Source organism: Streptomyces sp. SID5910 (assembly GCF_009862125.1).
In the GTDB taxonomy this organism is placed as follows: Bacteria; Actinomycetota; Actinomycetes; order Streptomycetales; family Streptomycetaceae; genus Streptomyces.
In genome coordinates, this window is record NZ_WWHX01000654.1 from 1 (window position 1) to 910 (window position 910).

At 71.4% G+C, this 910-nt stretch carries 1 protein-coding gene; it reads left to right on the top strand.

Translation table 11 applies throughout. The features are described 5' to 3' along the window. Positions 1–694, top strand: a 694-nt coding sequence (locus tag GTW67_RS22895; protein WP_161166688.1) for a BMP family lipoprotein, incomplete at its 5' end; no start/stop codon positions are given. Between the last annotated feature and the right edge of the window lie 216 nt (positions 695–910).

Below are 910 nucleotides of genomic sequence, written 5' to 3' on the forward strand. Positions count from 1 at the left end.
CGCCGAGAAGTACCCGGACACCACCTTCGGCATCGTGGACTCCGTGGTCGAGGGCAAGAACGTCGCCTCCCTCGTCTTCGCCGAGAACGAGGCGTCCTACCTCGCCGGCGTCGCCGCCGCCAAGGCCACCAAGACCAACACGGTCGGCTTCGTGGGCGGCGTGGACGTGCCGCTGATCCACAAGTTCGAGGCGGGCTACAAGCAGGGCGTCCAGGACACCAACCCCAAGGTCAAGGTCATCTCGCAGTACCTGACGCAGACCGCGGAGGAGGGCGGCTTCTCCAGCCCCGACAAGGGCCGGGCCGCCGCGGAGGGCCAGATCGAGAAGAAGGCCGACGTCGTCTACCAGGCGGCCGGTCTCTCCGGTCAGGGCGTGATCGAGGCCGCCGCGAAGGCGAAGGTCTGGGCGATCGGCGTCGACTCCGACCAGTACCAGCAGGAAGCGCTGGCCGCGTACAAGGACCACATCCTCACCTCCGCCCTCAAGGACATCGACGGCGCGGTGTTCGCGCTGGCCAAGTCGGTGAAGGACGGCAAGCCGCTGGCCGGCACGCAGACCTTCGACCTGAAGTCCGACGGCGTGGGCCTGTCCGACAGCAACCCGAAGTTCGCCGAGGTCCCGGGTGCGAAGGAGGCCGTGGCGAAGGCGAAGGAGGGCATCGTGAACGGCTCGATCAAGGTCAAGACCGAGTAGCCGACGGTACGGAATCCGACGGAGCGGGCGGCCACCCCCAGTGCCCGCCCGCTCCGCCGCTCCCGCAGCCGTACCGCCCCGGCCGCGCCCGGGACCTGTCCGCCCGTCCCTGCACCCCGCCGGCCGTCACCCCCTGCCCGTGGTGGCAGGCCCGCCCGCCCACCGCCCGGGCGAGCCACCGAAGCCGGGCGGCAGGCCCGCCCGCCGCCCCGGCGA